The sequence below is a fragment of the Streptomyces sp. SID5469 genome (assembly GCF_009862865.1).
Lineage (GTDB): Bacteria > Actinomycetota > Actinomycetes > Streptomycetales > Streptomycetaceae > Streptomyces > Streptomyces avermitilis.
This window is the reverse complement of record NZ_WWIN01000001.1, coordinates 2,745,407-2,764,131: the sequence shown is the minus strand read 5'-3', so window position 1 is coordinate 2,764,131 and position 18,725 is coordinate 2,745,407. Positions and strand designations below refer to the sequence as shown.

Here is an 18,725-nt window from a genome sequence, read left to right as displayed (position 1 = left end):
AGGATGTCGAGCCGGCCGACCCCGCCACGGTCTTCGCCACCGCGTCGCCGGTCGCGTTCGGGTCGGCGGCGTAGGCGTGGATCACCGGCGCACGGCGTCCCGCCGCTTCCGTCCGCTCCGTCACGTCCTGGGCCCTGCCGCGTGAACTCGCATACGTCAGCGCCAAATCCGCGCCTTCTCTGCCGAGGGCTGCTCCGCGGGTTCGGCGGCCACGGGCTTGCCGCGGAGCGGGACCTCCTTGACCGCGAGCGCGGCGAGAAGAGCGGCGAGGCAGACGGCCGCGGCGACCAGGAAGATCTGCTGGGTTCCGTCGGCGACCGCGGTCAGATAGGCGTCCTTGGCGCCCTGCGGCAGCCGGTCCACGGCGGAGCCGCTGAGCGAGGCGTCGGCGTTCCCGGACGCCGCCGAGGGGAGGTGGTGTTCGGTGGCCCGGGTGAACAGCGAGCCGAACACGGCCACGCCCAGCGAGCCGCCGATCGTGCGGAAGAGCGTGACGCCCGCAGACGCGACACCCATGTCGCGCATCTCGACGCTGTTCTGCGCGATGGTCGTGGTCATCTGCATCAGGAACCCGAGCCCGACACCGACCAGCACCATGTAGAAGGAAGTGACGGTGCGGGACGTACCGGTGTCCATGGTCGACAGCAGGAAGAGGCCCACGGCCAGGAAGCCGGCTCCCAGGATGGGGAAGATCTTGTACTTGCCGGTCCGGGACATGACCTTGCCCGCGATGTTGGAGACCAGGGCGATCGGAACCACCATCGGCAACAGCAGCAGACCGGAGCTCGTCGCGTCGGCGCCCTGAACGCTCTGCTGGAACAGCGGAAGGTAGAGCGTCGCGCCGAACATGGCCGCGCCGGCGGCGAAGACCATGACTCCGGCCAGCCGGAAGTTACCGGTGTCGAACACCCGGAGCGGCAGTACCGGCTCCACGGCGCGCTTCTGCGAGGCGATGAACGCGGTCAGGCCGAGCACGGTGACGACGGCCAGCGAGACGATCTGCCAGGAGCCCCACGCGTACGTCGTACCCGCCCAGGTCGCGGCGAGCACCACCGCGCTGATCGTGACGGTCATCAGGAGGATGCCGAGCCAGTCGATCCTCGCCTTGGTGCGCTGGACCGGCAGGCGCAGCATCACCTGGCACCACACCAGGGTGACCAGACCGAGCGGCAGGTTGATGTAGAACGACCAGCGCCATCCCAGGTGGCCGGTGATGAGGCCGCCCAGGAGCGGGCCGCCGACGGTGCCGATCGCCATCACGGTGGCGGTCATGCCCTGATAGCGGCCGCGCTCGCGCGGCGACACCAGGGAGCCGATCAGCGCGAACGCGAGCGCGGCCAGGCCGCCGGCACCCAGTCCCTGGACGACGCGGAAGCTGATCAGCTGGGTCATGGACTGTGCCGCGCCGGAGGCGACCGAGCCGATCAGGAAGACGGTGATCGCGGCGAGGAAGGCGTGCTTGCGGCTGTAGAGGTCGCCGAGTTTGCCCCATACGGGGGTGGAGACGGCGGTGGCCAGCGCATAGGCGGTCACCACCCAGGAGATGTGCTCCATGCCGCCCAGGTCGCCGACGATCGTCGGCATCGATGTGCTGACGATCGTGTTGTCGAGCATCGCCAGCAGCATTCCGAGCATCACGCCGAGCAGCGTCCAACGCACGTTGGGCGGGGTGGCGGCCGGCTCGGCGGCCGGGCCGCCGGGCCGGGAGGGACGAGTCGCGGACATGGCTGAGTCGCTCCTTTCACAGGAGACGGAGGGGGAGGGGAAGAGGAAGGGCGCGGGGCCGCGGTGGTGCGGGCGGCGCTCCATCAGAAGACCACACTCGATAAAAAAGTGCAACGAGGCAACTCTTCTACTGAGGCAACCTGCGGGTAGGGTTGGGTCATGAACGAGATGACGATGGGCCGCCGTGAGCGGAAGAAGGCCGCCACCCGCAAGGCTCTGGCGGACGCGGCTCTGGATCTATTCCTTGAGCGTGGCTATGACCAGGTCAGCGTCAAGGACATCGCCGACGCCGCCGATGTGTCGACGACGACCCTTTTCAAGCACTTCCCGAGCAAGGAGGCGCTGGTCTTCGACGAGGACGCGGAGCAGGAGGCGGCGCTGGTGTCGGCCGTACGTGACCGGGCTCCCGGCCGGTCGATCCCCGCGGCGCTGTGCGAGGGCATCCTGCACATCCGTTCCGGCGCCAACCTGGAGGACCCGCGTATCGCCGCGTTCCGCGCGCTCGTCGAGGGCACGCCGGTACTCCGCTCGTACGCCCATCGCATGTGGATGCGTCACCAGGCCGCCGTGGCCCACGCCATCGCCGAGGAGATCGGCGCGCCGGACGACGACGCGGCCTGCGCGGCCCTGGCCCGATTCGCCCTCGAGGCCCCCAGGGTCGGCGAGGGCTACCCGGACCCCCGTGAGCGGATCCGCCGCGCTTTCGACCTCCTCGAGCGGGGCTGGTCGGCCGAGCACGGGCGGGGCTGACGCCCGGGCGAGGGAGTGTCCGGCTTCGGGCGGGGCGCGAACCCCAGACTCGCATGCGCGCAGGTCGGACAAGGGGCGGTGGCGTCCGCCGCTCAGATGTCCCGGAAGGGGACCAGTGAGTCCCGTGACCTGCTGCGGTGGGCGAATACCGCCCCGCAATCGCCACAGCCGCCACACAGTTCCGATCCGCTGCACAAAAGGCCACTCTTGTCACTATTCCTTGAACTGGCGTCAGCGATAACGGTTGCAGAACTGTGAAAATTCTTGCTGTATTGGATCTTTTCCCGCTGGAAGAATCTCCTCTCGGGTGTCTCTTCCAGAGATCCCCAGCACAACTGAACGCCAGGGGGAAGTATGGCAGGAGCGACCGATCGTGACGGGTGGAAAGTCGAACGGGGCGACGATTCATGGACCGTCCCCGGCTATATCGATCTGAAGAAACTGGGCAAAGGCGGTGCCGGTCGGGTGATGATCGCCCGCCATGCCGGGACCGGCCGGAACGTCGCGATCAAGTACCTCAACGAGGAACTGTGTTCGAAGGTGGAATTTCGCACTGCCTTGCGAGCCGAGGCCCGGCTTCTCGGTGGCCTGACATCCCCTCATGTGACGCGGCTCTACGAGTACGTCGAAGCCGAGCAGGGCGCGGCAATCGTCATGGAACTGGTTTACGGCGCCGCACTCCGCACGCTGCTGAAAAAGGAGGGATCCACCGACATCGAGGCCGCACTCGTCGTGCTGAAAGGGTCCCTGCTCGGGCTCGCCGCCGCGCACGGCGTCGGAGTGGTGCACCGCGACTACAAGCCCGAAAACGTGCTGGTGAACTGGGACGGCCAGACCAAGCTGGTGGACTTCGGAATTTCCGCGCGCACCGGCGACCGCCACAACCTGCGCGGCACCTGTGCGTACATGCCCCCCGAGCAGTGGAAATTGGAAGCCGCCACCCCGGCCGGCGATGTGTACGCGGCGACCGCCACCCTCTACGAGTGCGTGACCGGCGTGCGCCCGTTCGAGGGGCCGGAACCATGGGACTTCCAGCGCCAGCACGTTGACGAGCCGGTGCCGATGGACAGGGTGCCGGAAGAGGTACGCGCGCTGGTCCGGCACGGCATGGCCAAGGACCCGGCGCTCCGGCCCCCCAGTGCCCTCGACTTCCTGCGGGAACTGGAGTGGGCGGCGGAGAACGCGTACGGACCCGACTGGGAGGAACGCGGCCAGAGCCGGCTGGCCGCGGTGGCGGCGGCCCTGGTGCCGCTGGCGATCTCACGCCTGGACGCCCGTCTGGTGGGCTCCTCGGCCGAACTGGCCCGCACCGTGTTGACCGCACGGCGTCGCAGTCGGCTGCGCAGGCGGGGCGATGTGCTCACCGGCGCGGCCGCCGTGGCGGTGGTGGGGCTGCTGAGCCTGATGCCCAGCGGCTGGGCGGCGGGTGGGGCCGAAGGGCACGCCGGCGCTCACGCCCAGGCCGTCACCAGGCTCGACGCACGGAAGGACACCGGCTCGGCGACGGAGGCGCGGGGCACCGAGCACGGCGACACGGCCGAGTCGGACCCGGACTCCGACAGGGCTGGCACATCCGGCGCCCAGGGCGGTGGCGGCCACGGAGACGGAGGCGCCGGCCTCGCGCCCGCCGATGGCGGCACCCGTTCCGACTCGGGTTCCGGCGGTGGGGCCGGGGACAGCGGCACGGACTCCCCCGACGACGGGAACAACACCGTCGAGAGGAACGGCGGGACGGAGAACGGCGGGACGGAGAACGGCGGGACGGAGAACGGCGGTACGGAGAACGGCGGTACGGAGAACGGCGGTACGGAGAACGGCGGTACGGAGAACGGCGGTACGGAGAACGGCGGTACGGAGAACGGCGGTACGGAGAACGGCGGTACGGAGAACGGCGGTACGGAGAACGGCGGTACGGAGAACGGCGGTACGGAGAACGGCGGTACGGAGAACGGCGGTACGGAGAACGGCGGTACGGAGAACGGCGGGACGGAGAACGGCGGTACGGAGAACGGCGGTACGGAGAACGGCGGTACGGAGAACGGCGGTACGGAGAACGGCGGTACGGAGAACGGCGGTACGGAGAACGGCGGTACGGAGAACGGCGGGACGGAGAACGGCGGGACGGACAACGGCGGGACGGACAACGGCGGTACGGACAACGGCGGTACGGATGCGAGGCACGGCCACTCGAACGCGGGGACCAGCGACGGTGATCCCGCGTCAACGGGCGGCACCGACTCCGGCAACTCCGCCGGCGGCACCGGCACCGGCACCGGCTCGGGTTCGACGTCAGCTGTGACCCCGCGGCAAGGGGATCCGGCGGCCGTGGAGGGCGAGCCCGGCTGATGTCGGTCGACCGGGGTCTGTGACAGCGAGCCGAACGGAGGGGCGAGGATGACGGACCGCGGTGAGCGTCCGGTGGTGCCGTGGGAGTTACCGGATCCGGGCCTGGAGCCGACCTTGCAGGACCCGGATGTGCAACCGACTATCAGAGACGTCGACGACGCCACCTACGTCCCGACCGTCCTCGACGCCCACTGGACCAGCGCCGAGCCCGCGCCCGAGTCCGACGTCCTGCATTTCGGACCGGGCGTCCCGCCCCTGGGGCTGACGGACACCGCCGTCGACGTCTGGCGCGGCACGGCGAAGCGCAAGAGCCAGCAGGAGCCCTGGGGCCGACTGCACCGGCTACGCAGATACCGCCTGGCGGCGGTCGTCCTGGCCATCGTGCTGGCCTGGTTGTTATGGCAACGGCAGACGGCGGACCTGCGGATCACTCAGGTGACGGCGCAGACGAGCAGCGTCCTCGGCTGTGACGGAACAGCCGAGGTGGTCGCGGTGGTGAACACCAACGGGGCGGCCGGCACGTTCACCTACGAGTGGAACCGCAGTGACGGAACCTCCTCGGGCCCGCGCGAAGAGCGGTTGGGCAGGGGGCAGGACGAGACGCACCTCCGCCTGCTGTGGACCTTCCACGGCAAGGGCACCAGCAAGGCGACAGCGCGGCTGGTCATCGAGTCCCCCAGCCGGCACACGACGTCCGCGTCCTTCACCTACACCTGCCGCTAACCGGGAGCACGGCCACTGTGCCCCGCGCCACTTCCACGCCTCCGAGCAGTTGGAGGCCGGCGAGTCGGTCGTCTCCCTGGCCCGGTGGCCCGGTGGCCCGGTGGCCCAAAGTCCCGGAGAAGTCCAGAGATGCCGCCGCACCCCTTCCAGACCCGCATCAGAGCAGGTCAAATGGGGTACGGCGGCACCCGCCGCTCAGATGTCCCGGAAGATCTCGATCTGCGCGCCGATCGTGTTGAGACGCTCGGCCAGATCCTCGTAACCCCGGTTGATGACGTACACGTTCCGCAGGACGGACGTGCCCTCGGCCGCCATCATCGCCAGCAGGACGACCACGGCGGGCCGCAGCGCGGGCGGGCACATCATCTCGGCGGCGCGCCAGCGGGTCGGCCCCTCGACCAGGACCCGGTGCGGGTCCAGCAACTGCAACCGGCCGCCGAGGCGGTTGAGGTCCGTCAGATAGATCGCGCGGTTGTCGTAGACCCAGTCGTGGATCAGGGTCTTGCCCTGGGCGGAGGCCGCGATCGCCGCGAAGAACGGCACGTTGTCGATGTTCAGGCCCGGGAACGGCATCGGGTGGATCTTGTCGATCGGCGCCTCCAGCTTGGAGGGCCGGACCGTCAGGTCCACCAGACGCGTACGCCCGTTGTCGGCGAAGTACTCCGCCGAGCGGTCCTGGTCGAGGCCCATCTCCTCCAGGACGGCGAGCTCGATCTCCAGGAACTCGATCGGCACCCGGCACACCGTCAGCTCGGACTCCGTGACCACGGCGGCGGCCAGCAGGCTCATCGCCTCGACCGGGTCCTCGGACGGCGAGTAGTCCACGTCGACATCGATGTTCGGCACGCCGTGCACGGTGAGCGTCGTGGTGCCGACGCCCTCGACCCGTACGCCCAGGGCCTCCAGGAAGAAGCAGAGGTCCTGGACCATGTAGTTGGACGAGGCGTTTCGGATGACCGTGACGCCGTCGTGGCGGGCGGCGGCGAGCAGCGCGTTCTCGGTCACCGTGTCGCCGCGCTCGGTCAGCACGATCGGGCGGCCGGGGGTGACCGCCCGATCCACCTGGGCGTGGTAGAGACCCTCGGTCGCGGCGATCTCCAGACCGAACCGGCGCAGTGCGATCATGTGCGGCTCGATGGTGCGCGTCCCGAGGTCGCAGCCGCCCGCGTACGGCAGCTTGAAGCTGTCCACGCGGTGCAGCAACGGCCCCAGGAACATGATGATCGAGCGGGTGCGGCGGGCCGCCTCCTCGTCGATCGCCTCCATCTCCAGCTCGGCCGGCGGCACGATCTCCAGATCGACGCCGTCGTTGATCCACCGGGTGCGTACGCCGATGGAGCCGAGCACCTCCAGAAGGCGGTACACCTCCTCGATGCGGGCGACCCGGCGCAGCACCGTGCGCCCCCGGTTGAGGAGCGTGGCGCACAGCAGTGCCACGCATGCGTTCTTGCTGGTCTTGACATCGATCGAGCCGGACAGACGGCGTCCGCCGACCACCCGCAGATGCATGGGACCCGCGTAGCCCAGAGAGACGATCTCACTGTCCAGGGCTTCACCGATTCGAGCGATCATCTCAAGGCTGATGTTTTGATTGCCGCGCTCGATGCGATTGACGGCGCTCTGACTGGTGCCGAGCGCCTCGGCGAGCTGCGCCTGAGTCCAGCCCCGATGCTGCCGGGCGTCACGGATGAGCTTGCCGATGCGTACGAGGTAATCGTCTGCCATGAGGCTGAGGCTATCTCAGATATGAGATGGTGCTCGCTGGGGGGTCCGCTCGGGTGATGAGCTGTCAGTGGCGCTTGTCCGTACGGGTACGACGCCACCCGAAAGGTCCGGGCAAATCCATCGATGTCGTACGTCGTCCGGTGCTGCTGTGGGTGTGGCGAGGCCCGTGCTTGCCGCCGGTGGTGAGGGACCAGGAGTGCTTGTTTATGTTCAGGCGCACCCCGGGGAGGATGCGGAAGCTCTTGCGGAATGTGAGTGGCATGCGCGCCCCCTTTCGTCCCGCACCGAATACCCGGAAAATGCGCGGGCATGGCAGCGCGCTGCTGACCTGTCTGAGCCGATCCGTCGATTCGTCGATCCGACGGGCCCTGCCCGGACCGGATGATCCGGGCCGGACCGGACGCGTCTGCCGGTCAGTTGACCGCGGCGGCGAACATTCGAGGCACGCTCCGGTGAAGGCGCCCGTCCGCTCCGGGGTCGGACGCGGTCCGCGCCCCGGGAGGACACAAGCGCGGTGATCATGGGGATCATCGGCAGTCAGGACTCGTACGGAACACGGACGGCGGACCCTCGCGTCGGAACCGCCGACCCGGAAAGACTGAGTAGCAGCCACCGATGCCCCAGAAAGGCTGGGACTGTCCCAGGTCCGGAGAGGCAGGTCACCGCGGTCCGGGCATGACCAGCCCGCCCCCATGTACTAGAGTTATCTCGACATCGAGATATCTGCCGAAGGCGCCCCGCAGCCGCCAGCTTGGTAAGGGTGACCTAACTTAGCCTTACCTTAGCGGATCGGCCCATGGTCGTGGCGGCAGGATTGCGGTGGGTACGCGCACATGAATGAAGGAGACTGTCGTGTCGGCGAACAGCTTCGACGCCCGCAGCACGCTGCAGGTGGGCGACGAGTCGTACGAGATCTTCCGGCTGGACAAGGTGGAAGGCTCGGCTCGCCTTCCGTACAGCCTGAAGGTGCTGCTGGAGAACCTGCTCCGCACCGAGGACGGCGCGAACATCACCGCCGACCACATCCGGTCCATCGGCAACTGGGACTCCCAGGCGCAGCCCAGCCAGGAGATCCAGTTCACGCCCGCCCGCGTGATCATGCAGGACTTCACCGGCGTGCCCTGCGTCGTGGACCTCGCCACCATGCGTGAGGCCGTGAAGGAGCTCGGCGGCGACCCCGCGAAGATCAACCCGCTGGCGCCGGCCGAGCTGGTCATCGACCACTCCGTCATCGCCGACAAGTTCGGCACGAACGACGCCTTCGCGCAGAACGTCGAGCTGGAGTACGGCCGCAACAAGGAGCGCTACCAGTTCCTGCGCTGGGGCCAGACCGCCTTCGACGAGTTCAAGGTCGTCCCGCCGGGCACCGGCATCGTCCACCAGGTCAACATCGAGCACCTCGCTCGCACGGTCATGGTCCGAGGCGGCCAGGCCTACCCGGACACCCTGGTCGGCACCGACTCCCACACCACCATGGTCAACGGCCTCGGTGTGCTGGGCTGGGGCGTCGGTGGCATCGAGGCCGAGGCCGCGATGCTCGGCCAGCCGGTCTCGATGCTCATCCCGCGCGTCGTCGGCTTCAAGCTCACCGGTGAGCTCAAGCCCGGCACGACCGCCACGGACCTCGTGCTCACGATCACCGAGATGCTGCGCAAGCACGGCGTCGTCGGCAAGTTCGTCGAGTTCTACGGCGAGGGTGTGGCGGCCACGAGCCTCGCCAACCGCGCCACCATCGGCAACATGTCGCCGGAGTTCGGCTCCACCGCCGCGATCTTCCCGATCGACGACGAGACCCTGAAGTACCTGCGCCTGACCGGCCGTGACGAGCAGCAGGTCGCGCTCGTCGAGGCGTACGCCAAGGAGCAGGGCCTCTGGCTCGACCCGGCCGCCGAGCCCGACTTCTCCGAGAAGCTCGAGCTCGACCTCTCCACGGTCGTCCCGTCGATCGCCGGCCCGAAGCGCCCGCAGGACCGCATCGTCCTCGCCAACGCGGCCCAGCAGTTCGCCCAGGACGTCCGCAACTACGTGGACGAGGTGGACGAGGCGGGCAAGGAGTCCTTCCCGGCCTCCGACGCCCCCGCGCTCCGCCCCAACGGTGCGCCGAGCCGCCCGACCCTCGTCACGGCCCCCGACGGCTCGACGTACGAGATCGACCACGGCGCGGTGACGGTCGCGGCCATCACCTCCTGCACCAACACCTCGAACCCGTACGTCATGGTCGCCGCCGCGCTCGTCGCGAAGAAGGCCGTGGAGAAGGGCCTGACCCGCAAGCCGTGGGTCAAGACCACCCTCGCCCCGGGCTCCAAGGTCGTCACCGACTACTTCGACAAGGCGGGGCTCACCCCCTACCTCGACAAGGTCGGCTTCAACCTCGTCGGCTACGGCTGCACCACCTGCATCGGTAACTCCGGCCCGCTGCCGGAGGAGGTCTCCAAGGCCGTCAACGAGCACGACCTCGCGGTCACCTCGGTCCTCTCCGGCAACCGGAACTTCGAGGGCCGCATCAACCCCGACGTCAAGATGAACTACCTGGCCTCCCCGCCGCTGGTCGTCGCCTACGCGCTCGCGGGCTCCATGAAGGTGGACATCACCAAGGACGCGCTGGGCATCGACCAGGACGGCAAGCCGGTCTACCTGGCCGACATCTGGCCCTCCGAGGCCGAGGTCAACGACGTCGTGGCGAACGCCATCGGCGAGGACATGTTCAACAAGTCCTACCAGGACGTCTTCGCGGGCGACGCCCAGTGGCAGGCGCTGCCGATCCCGACCGGCAACACCTTCGAGTGGGACCCGCAGTCCACCTACGTCCGCAAGCCCCCGTACTTCGAGGGCATGGCGCACGAGCCGTCCCCGGTCACCGACATCACCGGTGCCCGCGTGCTGGCCAAGCTGGGCGACTCGGTCACCACCGACCACATCTCCCCGGCCGGCGCCATCAAGGCCGACACCCCGGCCGGCAAGTACCTCACCGAGCACGGTGTGGAGCGTCGTGACTTCAACTCCTACGGCTCGCGCCGAGGCAACCACGAGGTCATGATCCGCGGCACGTTCGCCAACATCCGCCTGCGCAACCAGATCGCGCCGGGCACCGAGGGCGGCTACACCCGCGACTTCACCCAGCCGGGCGCGCCGGTGTCGTTCATCTACGACGCCTCGCGCAACTACATCGAGCAGGGCACCCCGCTGGCCATCCTGGCCGGCAAGGAGTACGGCTCCGGCTCGTCCCGCGACTGGGCCGCCAAGGGCACCGCGCTCCTCGGCGTCAAGGCCGTCATCGCCGAGTCGTACGAGCGCATCCACCGCTCGAACCTCATCGGCATGGGCGTCCTGCCGCTCCAGTTCCCGGAGGGCGCGAACGCCGAGTCCCTCGGCCTCACCGGCGAGGAGACCTTCTCCTTCACCGGCGTCGAGGAGCTCAACAACGGCACCACCCCGCGCACGGTGAAGGTCACCACCGACACGGGCGTCGAGTTCGACGCGGTCGTCCGCATCGACACCCCCGGTGAGGCCGACTACTACCGCAACGGCGGCATCATGCAGTACGTGCTGCGCAGCCTGATCCGCAAGTAAGCGGTCCGGCAAGGCAGTTGAGGGCCGCATCCCCGTCGCCGGGGATGCGGCCCTTCGCCGTTCATTTCAGGACATGGCCTGAGCTCAGGCGGAACACAGCGTTCCCTCAGGTGACCGGGACACGATCGATACATGTCTGGCACCCCTGGGCCCCGAAACGGCCGCGTCCGTGTGCTCATCGTCGACGATGAACCCGCGCTCACCGAGCTGTTGTCCGTGGCCGTCACCGAAGCGGGCTGGCGGCCCTACCCGGCGGCCGACGGCCACAGCGCGCTGCGCCTCGCGCGCGGCTGCGCCCCGCACGCGGTGGTGCTCGACGGAATGCTGCCCGACCTGGACGGACTCCAGGTGCTGAGACGGCTGCGGTACGAGAGTCCGAAACTGCCCGTGCTCATGCTGACCGCCCGCGACGCGCTGGAGCGCCGCATCGAAGGGCTCGCCATGGGCGCGGACGACTATGTGACGAAACCCTTCTCCCTGGAGGAGGTCGTCCTGCGGCTGCGCGGGCTGCTGCGGCGGGCCGGCACCGCGGGGGCCCGGGCCGACGACTCGGTGCGGGTGCTCGGCGACCTCGTCCTGACCGAGGAGACCCGCGAGGTGCACCGCGACGGCACGCCGATCGGGCTCACGGCCAAGGAGTTCGACCTGCTCGCCCTGCTGCTGAACCACCCGCGCCAGGTGCTGAGCAAGGCCCAGATCCTCGAGCACGTGTGGAGCAGCACCTTCGACGGCGGCGGCAATCTCGTGGAGGTGTACATCTCCAACCTGCGCCGCAAGATCGACAAGGGGCGGGCACCGATGATCCGCACGGTGCGCGGGCTCGGCTACGCCATCAGGTCCGCGGAGGACGGCAGATGACGGCCCGGCCGCGAGCGCGCTCGCTGCGGACGCGGCTGCTGCTGTTCATCGGTGTCACCCTCGTCGTCGTCTGTGCCGCGATGACGCTCACCACGGTCTTCGCCCAGCGTGCCTATCTGCTCGGCAACCTGGACGAGCGCGTCACCGACGCCGCCGAGCGCAGCCAGGGCGGAGCCGGGCTCCATCCGGAGAACGACACGGACCTGGGGTTCCTCCACGAGAACGGGCAGCCCGCCGGCACGCTCGCCGCCCGGCTCGACGTCGACGGGTACATCACCGCCGCCGAGGTCGTCAGCCAGGACGCCCCGCCGCGCGCGCTCACCGCCGCCCAGCGCGCCGCTCTCGACGGCATCGCGACCGACGGCTCGAAGCACACCCGTACCGTCCCCGGCCTCGGCACCTACCGGGTCACCGCGCTCGACAGCAAGGGGATCCGGGTCCTCACCGGACTCCCGATGGGGGACGTCCAGGACATGATCGGCGGCCTGGTCCTGGTCGAGGCCGTCGTGGCGGCGGCCGGTCTCACCGCCGCGGGCTGTGCCTGTGCCGTCGTCATCCGGCGCCAGCTGCGGCCGCTGGGGCGGGTCGCCGCCACCGCCGTGGAGGTCTCCCGCTCCCCGCTGGGCCACGGCAGGGTCACCGGCCTCACCAGGGTCCCCGACCGCGACGCCGACCTCGGCAGCGAGGCCGGACAGGTCGGCGCCGCCCTCAACCGGATGATCGACCACGTCGAGTCCTCGCTCGCCGAACGCCAGCGCGGCGAGGAGGAGATGCGCCGCAGCGAGGAACGCATGCGCCGCTTCCTGGCCGACGCCAGCCATGAACTCCGTACGCCGCTGGCCTCCATCGCCGGGTACGCCGAACTCATGAACCGCGGCACCGAGCGGATCGAGCCGAACCTGGCCTGGCGCCGGGTCTCCGCCGAGTCGGCACGCATGACGGGTCTGGTGGAGGATCTGCTCCTGCTCGCCCGGCTCGACGAGGGGCGGCCGTTGCACTCGGCCGAGGTCGACCTCGCGGGGCTGGTCGCCGAGGCGGTGTGGGACGCGCGGGCCGCCGGGGACACCCACGACTGGCAGCTGGCGCTGCCGCTCGACGTCCCGGCGCTCGTCATCGGCGACGAGGCCCGGCTCCATCAGGTCGTGGCGAACCTTCTGGCCAACGCGCGCGTGCACACGCCACCGGGTACGACGGTCGTCGCCTCGGTGGAGGCCACGGGCGGCTCCTGCACCATCCGCGTGCGCGACGACGGTCCCGGCATCCCGCCCGCTCTGCTGCCCACGGTCTTCGAACGCTTCACCCGCGCCGACGCGTCCCGCTCCCGGGCCTCCGGCAAGGTGGGCGGCTCGGGCCTGGGCCTGGCCATCGCCGCGGCCATCACGGCGGCGCACGGCGGCCGCATCCATGTCGACAGCGCCCCGGGCCACACGGAGTTCACGATCGAACTGCCCCTGGCCCCAGAGCCGGAGCCCACGGAACTGGCGGCAAGCCCGGCACTGTCCGGTGCCCTGGAGGCCGCGCGGGCACATCCCTAGGCTTCCCGCTCGTCACCGACGTCCCGGGCCATCCCCTGGATCACCCTGAATCACCCCTGGATCCAGCCGAACGCCTGCCCCACCACGAACGGTATCGGCACCAGTACGGTCATTCCCAGCCACGTACGCATCCGCCGCCCCTCCTGCCGTGGCATGAGGACGTCCACCACCAGCACCAGCCCGAGGACCGCCGCTCCGCCGAGCACGGCGCCGATCGTCACGCCGGTCGTGTGGCCGGGGGCCTCCCCGGCGCAGGCGAACCCGCCGTCGCAGCCGGCCTGCGGGTAGGGGGTCAGCAGCCGGCACAGGCACAGGGCCGGGAGGATCGCGAGCAGCCCGATGAGGAGGTTCGCCAGCGCCGGCCCCCACAGGCCGTCGTCGGCGTCGGCCTCGCGGTCGTCGCCCGCATCCGGTCCCCGCACCGCTTCGCTTCCTCCCTGCCCGTGCTGTTCGCACAGGTAGATGTCCCTGGAGCAGAAGAGGTTCCTCGCCAGTTCCCGGGCAGTTCCCAGGCGTTTCCCCGACGGTTCCTCGGCAGGGCGGTCCAAGGCGGGGCGCCGGCCCCAGGAGCGGCGGCCGCACCCGCCCGGGCGCGGGCCTCGCGTGTCAGACGTTTACAGGGGCCCCCATCCGCGCTAGTTTCACGAACGAGTGAGGTGGGAGCGCTCCCATATTCCGGCGGACCGGAACCCGCCGGAGGGTACCGCTCCCACCTCGCGCGGAATCCCCACGACTCCGACCAGAGGGATGTTTGTCATGCTCCCTACAGTCGCACGATTACCCCTCTCCACCCGCCACAGAGCCCTCCTCCTCGTCCTGCTCGCCCTCCTCACCACGGTCCCGGCCCTCGGCCTGGTCGTCACGGCGGGCGGAAGGGCGGCAGCCCACGGCACCCCCATGAAGCCCGGCAGCCGCACCTTCCTGTGCTGGCAGGACGGACTCACCGACACCGGCGAGATCAAGCCCGTCAATCCGGCGTGCAAGGCCGCGCAGCAGGTCAGCGGTACCACGCCGTTCTACAACTGGTTCTCGGTGCTCCGCTCGGACGGTGCGGGCCGCACCCGGGGCTTCGTGCCCGACGGCGAGCTGTGCAGCGGCGGCAACCCCAACTTCACGGGCTTCGACCTCCCGCGCAGCGACTGGCCGCTCACGCACCTGACGTCGGGCGCGACGGTCGACTTCTCCTACAACGCCTGGGCGGCGCACCCGGGCTGGTTCTACGTCTACCTGACCAAGGACGGCTTCGACCCCACCAAGACGCTCACCTGGAACGACATGGAGGACCAGCCGTTCCTGAGCGTCGACCACCCGCCGCTCAACGGCAGTCCGGGCACGGTGGACGCCAACTACTCCTGGAGCGGCAGGCTTCCGTCGGGCAAGTCTGGCCGCCACCTCGTCTACATGGTCTGGCAGCGCTCGGACAGCGCGGAGACGTTCTACTCCTGCTCCGACGTCGTCTTCGACGGCGGCAACGGCGAAGTGACGGGCGTCCACGACCCGGGCAACCCCACCGAGCCCCCGCCCGGCGTGTGCTCCGCGACCCGTCGTACGACGGGCAGCTGGCCCGGCGGTTATCAGTCCGAGGTCACCGTCACCAACACCGGTGACGTCCCGATGCTCGGCTGGATGGTCGACTGGACGCTGCCGAGCGGCCAGACGGTCGACAGCCTCTGGAACGGCAACGCGACGTACCAGGGGCAGGACGTGATGGTGCACAACGCCGACTGGAACGGGTCGCTGGACCCGGGGAGGAGCGCGACGTTCGGATACGTCGTCAGGGGCTCCGGCGGCGATCCGTCGACGGCGCTCGCCTGTCAGGTCGGTTGACGGCGAACTGCTCGGGGCGGACCGGGTGGCGCGGTGCGGCTCACCCGGTCCGCGAGCCGGTCCGGCCTGGGGGGAGTAGGCCGGACCGGGTGAAGCGTGGCTTGTGACGACCAGTGGCGGCGACAACGTTGTCTGAGTGGTCTGTACATGACTCTACTCCGGTAACCGACAACGATGTCAAGCCAGTTGACCAGGATGAGCGGTGGTATGGGGGCGCGTCTGCCGGCTCGTACGCGGTCTTCCGTGGTACCGGTGGCGCACGTTACTGTCCCTGCGGCTTGTGTGACCTGTGGTGCGCGACCCGTCCGAAGGAGGAGGGGCCGCGTCATGCGTTTCCGTCCGTCATCTGTCCTGCTGGCCGTCACCCTGGTGGTGGCCGGCGGCGCCACCCCGGCGCTCGCGGCGACCACCGCCCCACCGGACCTCGTCCGGGACCCCACCACGTACGTCGATCCGCTCATCGGCACCACGAACGGCGGCGATGTCTTCCCCGGCGCCGTCACCCCCTTCGGCATGCTCTCCTGGAGCCCCGAGAACACCCGCGGCGACGCCACCCGCACCGCCGCCCCCGGCGGCTACCAGTACGACGCCACCCGCATCCGCGGCTTCAGCCTCACCCACATGTCCGGCACCGGCTGCGCGGGCGGCAGCGGTGACATCCCCTTCTTCCCGTACGCGGGCGACGTCACCTCCTCCCCGGCGAGCGACACCAAGGACGCCGTGTACGCGGCCGACTTCAGTCACCAGGACGAGACGGCCGAGCCCGGCCACTACAAAGTGGGGCTCTCCTCCGGTGTCACCGCCGACCTCACGGCCACCGCGCGCACGGGCTCGGGCCGCTTCACCTACCCCGCGGACAAGCCGGCCTCGCTGCTGATCCGCACCGCCAACTCCGAGGTGGGCTCGACCGATTCGTCCGTGCGGATCGACCCGGCGACCCGCACGGTCTCCGGCTCGGTCACCTCAGGCAACTTCTGCGGCTACCTCGATCCCGAGGGCCGGCGCGGCTACTACACCCTCCACTTCACCGCCCGCTTCGACCGCGCCTTCAAGTCCACCGGCACCTGGCAGGACGACAGGCTGAACCCCGGCTCCACGGAGGCGAGCGGCGGCACGGGCGGCTTCTCCCAGGGCGGGCGGCCCGTCGCCGGCAAGGGAGCGGGCGGCTATGTGGAGTTCGCTCCCGGCTCGGGACCGGTCAACGTCAAGGTCGGTATCTCGTACGTCAGCCAGGCGGGCGCCGAGGCCAACCTCGCGGTGGAGAACCCCCGCGGCCGCTCCTTCGAGGCCGTCCGGGACGCGGCGCGCCGTGCCTGGCGCGAGCGTCTGGGGGCGGTCGGGGTCGGCGGCGGCACGGCGGAGGACCGCACCACCTTCTACACGGCTCTCTACCACGCCCTCCTGCACCCCAACGTGATCAGCGACGCGGACCGCAGATACCGGGGCAGTGACGACAAGGTGCACGTCGTGGGCCGCGGGCACCGGGCCCAGTACGGCACGTTCTCCGGCTGGGACGTCTACCGCTCCCAGGTGCAGCTGCTGACGCTGCTCGATCCGCGCACCGGGTCCGACATCGCGCAGTCGCTGCTCGAACTGGCCCGGCAGAACGGGGGAATCTGGGACCGCTGGCTGCACGGCGCGAGCGGGACACACGTCATGAACGGCGACCCGTCCCCGGCCGCCCTCGCCGGTATCCGTGCCTTCGGCGGCACGGACTTCGATCTGCGCGGCGCACTGGACTCGTTGGTGAAGGCGGCGACCGTGCCGACGTCGCAGGACCTGTCGGCGGCCGGGAAGCCGGTCCTCTCGGTCGGCCAGCGTCCCTCCCTCGACAAGTACCTGAACCGCCACTACATGCCGTCCGTCTCCAACGCGTGGGGCGGGGCCGCCGAGACCCTGGAGATGTCGGGCGCCGACTTCGCGCTGTCCCAACTGGCGCGGGCGGCGGGGGAGAAGGAGACCGCGGCGACCTTCGCCCGGCGCTCCCAGTGGTGGCAGAACAACTTCAACATCGCGGCCGCCCCGTCCCCGAGCGCCCGGGTCGGCTCGGGCAAGGGGTACCTCAACAGCGGCTACATCGCCAACCGGAAGGCCGACGGCAGCTGGGTCACCGGCTTCACCCCGGCCACCGGCAACGGCTTCGTGGAGGGCACGGCGGCCCAGTACACCTGGATGGTGCAGCACAACCCGGCGGGACTGTTCGCGGCCATGGGCGGCCGGGACGCGGCGCTCGACCGGCTGGACGCCTTCTTCCACGACTCCGACGGCAGCTGGGCCTTCACCGGCAGCGGCGGCGACAAGTCCGAGCTGGACAACGAGCCGTCCATCAACGTGCCCTACCTGTACGCCTACGCGGGAGCGCCCTACAAGACGCAGGAGACGGTCCGCGCGGCGATGGACAAGCTGTGGTCGACGCGGCCGGGCGGCATTCCGGGCAACGACGACCTCGGCGCGATGTCGTCCTGGTACGTCTTCTCCGCGCTCGGCATGTACCCGCAGGTCCCGTCCCGTGCCGAACTCGTGCTGGCCTCACCGCTGTTCCCCCGCGTGGAGATCAGGCGCCCGCACGGCAACGACATCGAGATCCGCGCGGCGGGCGCGGCGAAGGACGCCCCGTACGTGCGGTCGTTGAAGGTCGACGGCCGCACCAGTGACCGCTCCTGGCTGCCCGCCTCCTTCGTACGGGACGGCGGCCGCCTCGACTACACCCTCTCCGCGACCCCGAACCGCGCCTGGGGTGCCGACGCCGCCGACGCGCCGCCGTCCTTCCGCGCGGGCGAGCAGCCGTACCAGATCGGCGTGGGCCCCACCACGGCCACGGTCGCGCCCGGCGGCAGCACGAAGATCGACATCAGGGCGCTGGCGCTCAGCGGCGGAACGGGACCCGAGGTGCGCTTCCGCGTCGAGACGCCGGCCGGCGTCACGGCCACGCCCGCCGAGGGCACGGTGTCCGACGGCGCCCAGCAGATCACGGTGACCGCGGCCGACGCGGCCAGGCAGGGCTTTTACGACGTCAAGGTGACGGTGACGTCGCCCGACACGTCGTACGAGCAACCGGTGGCCCTGACGGTGGCCGCGCCCGGCTCACTGCTGGCCGCGTACGACAACACGGGCGTCTCGGACGACGTGGGCGACCACGACGAGGCCGACTACGACGGCGGGGGCTGGAGCTACTCGCGCCAGGCGCTGGCGGGCGCGGGTCTGACCCCGGGCACGCAGGGCACGGTGAACGGCCTCACGTTCACCTGGCCCGACTCCCCGGCGGGCCGCCCCGACAACGCCTCGGCGACCGGCCGGACCGTCGAACTCCCCACTCCGGCAGCCGAACTGAGCTTCATCGGCAGCGCGGTGAACGGCAACCAGCAGACGAAGGCGACGGTGACGTACACCGACGGCAGCACGGACCCGGTCGACCTGTCCTTCACCGACTGGACCGTCGGCGGAGGCGGCGGCACGGTCCAGTACGGCAACGAGGTCGTCGCGAGGACGCCGTACCGCAATGTCGCCGGCGCCGACAAGGACCCGGTGGCCACGTACGTCTTCGCGACCAAGCCGTACACGGCCCCGGCCGGCAAGAAGATCAAGAGCATCAAGCTCCCCGACAACACGGACCTGCATGTCTTCACCCTCGCCGTGAACTGACCTCCGGGACCTCGGCCACGCCGA

Annotated in this window: 12 protein-coding genes; 8 read left to right on the top strand and 4 right to left on the bottom strand. The window is 70.0% G+C overall.

What is annotated here, in order from left to right; translation table 11 throughout:
- Window positions 1–156: 156 nt before the first annotated feature.
- A complete protein-coding gene (locus tag GTY58_RS11870) occupies window positions 157–1,725 on the bottom strand; it encodes an MDR family MFS transporter (protein ID WP_010983704.1) in 1,569 nt (522 codons plus the stop codon).
- A gap of 168 nt (window positions 1,726–1,893) precedes the next feature.
- On the opposite strand from GTY58_RS11870, the gene GTY58_RS11865 reads away from it, so the two are divergent.
- From GTY58_RS11865 to GTY58_RS11855, 3 genes are all read left to right on the top strand, one after another.
- Window positions 1,894–2,475, top strand: a complete 582-nt coding sequence (locus GTY58_RS11865; protein WP_237529266.1) for a TetR/AcrR family transcriptional regulator — start codon at window positions 1,894–1,896, stop codon at window positions 2,473–2,475.
- A gap of 354 nt (window positions 2,476–2,829) precedes the next feature.
- Complete coding sequence (locus tag GTY58_RS11860; protein WP_010983702.1) at window positions 2,830–4,821, top strand: protein kinase; 1,992 nt, start codon at window positions 2,830–2,832, stop codon at window positions 4,819–4,821.
- A 48-nt stretch (window positions 4,822–4,869) separates the two neighbouring features.
- Window positions 4,870–5,544, top strand: coding sequence for a hypothetical protein (locus tag GTY58_RS11855; protein WP_010983701.1), 675 nt, complete (start codon window positions 4,870–4,872; stop codon window positions 5,542–5,544).
- A 195-nt stretch (window positions 5,545–5,739) separates the two neighbouring features.
- Here GTY58_RS11855 and GTY58_RS11845 read toward each other — a convergent pair whose 3' ends face one another.
- Both GTY58_RS11845 and GTY58_RS11840 read right to left on the bottom strand, forming a co-directional pair.
- The gene (locus GTY58_RS11845; protein ID WP_037649985.1) at window positions 5,740–7,269 is read right to left on the bottom strand and encodes a UDP-N-acetylglucosamine 1-carboxyvinyltransferase; all 1,530 of its coding nucleotides are present in this window, start codon (window positions 7,267–7,269) and stop codon (window positions 5,740–5,742) included.
- A 64-nt stretch (window positions 7,270–7,333) separates the two neighbouring features.
- Window positions 7,334–7,531 (bottom strand): DUF4236 domain-containing protein, encoded by a 198-nt coding sequence (locus GTY58_RS11840; protein ID WP_010983699.1) that lies wholly within the window; start codon window positions 7,529–7,531, stop codon window positions 7,334–7,336.
- Window positions 7,532–8,121: 590 nt separating this feature from the next.
- Between GTY58_RS11840 and acnA the strand changes: the two genes are divergently transcribed.
- The 3 genes from acnA (at window position 8,122) to GTY58_RS11825 (ending at window position 13,232) form a co-directional block, all read left to right on the top strand.
- Window positions 8,122–10,839 carry an aconitate hydratase AcnA gene (gene acnA, locus GTY58_RS11835; RefSeq protein WP_010983698.1) on the top strand — a complete coding sequence of 906 codons (2,718 nt, stop codon included), beginning with the start codon at window positions 8,122–8,124 and terminating at the stop codon, window positions 10,837–10,839.
- 132 nt (window positions 10,840–10,971) lie between these two features.
- On the top strand, window positions 10,972–11,697 hold the full coding sequence (locus tag GTY58_RS11830; protein WP_010983697.1) for a response regulator transcription factor: 726 nt from the start codon (window positions 10,972–10,974) through the stop codon (window positions 11,695–11,697).
- Window positions 11,694–13,232 (top strand): HAMP domain-containing sensor histidine kinase, encoded by a 1,539-nt coding sequence (locus GTY58_RS11825; RefSeq protein ID WP_010983696.1) that lies wholly within the window; start codon window positions 11,694–11,696, stop codon window positions 13,230–13,232. The genes GTY58_RS11830 and GTY58_RS11825 overlap by 4 nt, the downstream gene beginning before the upstream one ends.
- A 50-nt stretch (window positions 13,233–13,282) precedes the next feature.
- Here the strand turns inward: GTY58_RS11825 and GTY58_RS11820 are convergent, their stop codons facing one another.
- Window positions 13,283–13,654, bottom strand: coding sequence for a hypothetical protein (locus tag GTY58_RS11820; RefSeq protein WP_037649987.1), 372 nt, complete (start codon window positions 13,652–13,654; stop codon window positions 13,283–13,285).
- A 334-nt stretch (window positions 13,655–13,988) separates the two neighbouring features.
- Here GTY58_RS11820 and GTY58_RS11815 point away from each other — a divergent pair, with 334 nt between their 5' ends.
- Window positions 13,989–15,059 (top strand): lytic polysaccharide monooxygenase, encoded by a 1,071-nt coding sequence (locus tag GTY58_RS11815; RefSeq protein WP_042492959.1) that lies wholly within the window; start codon window positions 13,989–13,991, stop codon window positions 15,057–15,059.
- 327 nt (window positions 15,060–15,386) lie between these two features.
- On the top strand, window positions 15,387–18,701 hold the full coding sequence (locus GTY58_RS11810) for a GH92 family glycosyl hydrolase (protein WP_010983693.1): 3,315 nt from the start codon (window positions 15,387–15,389) through the stop codon (window positions 18,699–18,701).
- Window positions 18,702–18,725 lie beyond the last annotated feature (24 nt).

What these genes read in the sequence shown, in the direction of transcription:
- GTY58_RS11845 (WP_037649985.1), bottom strand. Translation starts at nt 7,269, where the DNA reads ATGGCAGACGATTACCTCGTACGCATCGGCAAGCTCATCCGTGACGCC.
- GTY58_RS11870 (WP_010983704.1), bottom strand. Translation starts at nt 1,725, where the DNA reads ATGTCCGCGACTCGTCCCTCCCGGCCCGGCGGCCCGGCCGCCGAGCCG.
- GTY58_RS11855 (WP_010983701.1), top strand. Translation starts at nt 4,870, where the DNA reads ATGACGGACCGCGGTGAGCGTCCGGTGGTGCCGTGGGAGTTACCGGAT.
- GTY58_RS11825 (WP_010983696.1), top strand. Translation starts at nt 11,694, where the DNA reads ATGACGGCCCGGCCGCGAGCGCGCTCGCTGCGGACGCGGCTGCTGCTG.
- GTY58_RS11865 (WP_237529266.1), top strand. Translation starts at nt 1,894, where the DNA reads ATGACGATGGGCCGCCGTGAGCGGAAGAAGGCCGCCACCCGCAAGGCT.
- GTY58_RS11860 (WP_010983702.1), top strand. Translation starts at nt 2,830, where the DNA reads ATGGCAGGAGCGACCGATCGTGACGGGTGGAAAGTCGAACGGGGCGAC.
- GTY58_RS11840 (WP_010983699.1), bottom strand. Translation starts at nt 7,531, where the DNA reads ATGCCACTCACATTCCGCAAGAGCTTCCGCATCCTCCCCGGGGTGCGC.
- GTY58_RS11830 (WP_010983697.1), top strand. Translation starts at nt 10,972, where the DNA reads ATGTCTGGCACCCCTGGGCCCCGAAACGGCCGCGTCCGTGTGCTCATC.
- GTY58_RS11810 (WP_010983693.1), top strand. Translation starts at nt 15,387, where the DNA reads ATGCGTTTCCGTCCGTCATCTGTCCTGCTGGCCGTCACCCTGGTGGTG.
- GTY58_RS11815 (WP_042492959.1), top strand. Translation starts at nt 13,989, where the DNA reads ATGCTCCCTACAGTCGCACGATTACCCCTCTCCACCCGCCACAGAGCC.